The 820-nt window shown below is 75.5% G+C and carries 1 protein-coding gene and 1 pseudogene; both read left to right on the forward strand.

The annotated features are described in order from the left end of the window. The coding region (locus GTP55_RS29990; protein ID WP_267876880.1) for a P-type ATPase actuator domain-containing protein at window positions 1-502 on the forward strand (502 nt) is incomplete at its 5' end. 33 nt (window positions 503-535) lie between these two features. Then, window positions 536-820, forward strand: a pseudogene (locus GTP55_RS29995) (ATPase); the annotation flags it as partial.

An 820-nucleotide genomic window follows, 5' to 3' on the forward strand; every position in this document is an offset into this window, starting at 1 on the left:
GGCGGCGCGGCTGGCCGCCAACGGTCCCAACGAACTGCCGTCGGCGCGGCCGCCGGGCGTGGGGCGGCTGCTGGCCGACGCTGCGTCCGAGCCGATGGTGCTGCTGCTGGCGGCCTGCGGCGCGCTCTACCTGCTGCTCGGCGACCATGGCGACGCCCTGATGCTGCTCGGCTTTGTCGGGCTGGTGGTCGGCATGACCGTGATCCAGAAACGCCGCACCGAACGGTCGCTGGGCGCCTTGCGCCAGCTGGCCGCGCCGCGCGCGCTGGTGCTGCGTGACGGCCGGCCGCAGCGCATCGCCGGCCGCGAGCTGGTCGAGGGCGACCTGCTGCTGCTGGCCGAGGGCGACCGCGTGCCGGCCGACCTGGTGCTGGCGGCGATCGATGCCCAGCCGACCCCGACCCAGGCGCAGACCCGCTCGGTGGTGCGCCAGGTCGCGGCGGGCGGTCTGGCGCTGGCCTCCTTGCTCGGCGTGCTGTACTGGTGGCTGCGCGGCGACTGACTGCACGGCCTGCTGGCCGGGCTGACGCTGGCGATGGCCATCCTGCCCGAGGAAATGCCGGTGATCCTGACGCTGTTCCTCGGCGTGGCGGCGTGGCGCCTGGCGCGCCAGCAGGTGCTGGCGCGCAGCCTGCCGGCGATCGAACTGCTGGGCGCGACCACCGTGCTGTGCGTCGACAAGACCGGCACGCTGACCGTCAACCGCATGGCCGTGGCGGCCTTGTGGACCGAACACGGCGGCCAGGTGGCGGCGGCCGCCGCGCTGCCGGCCGAGGCCGCGGCGTTGCTGCAGCACGCGGTGCTGGCCAGCCACCGCGCC

It is taken from the genome of Duganella margarita, from assembly GCF_009857535.1.
Taxonomy (GTDB): domain Bacteria; phylum Pseudomonadota; class Gammaproteobacteria; order Burkholderiales; family Burkholderiaceae_D; genus Rugamonas; species Rugamonas margarita.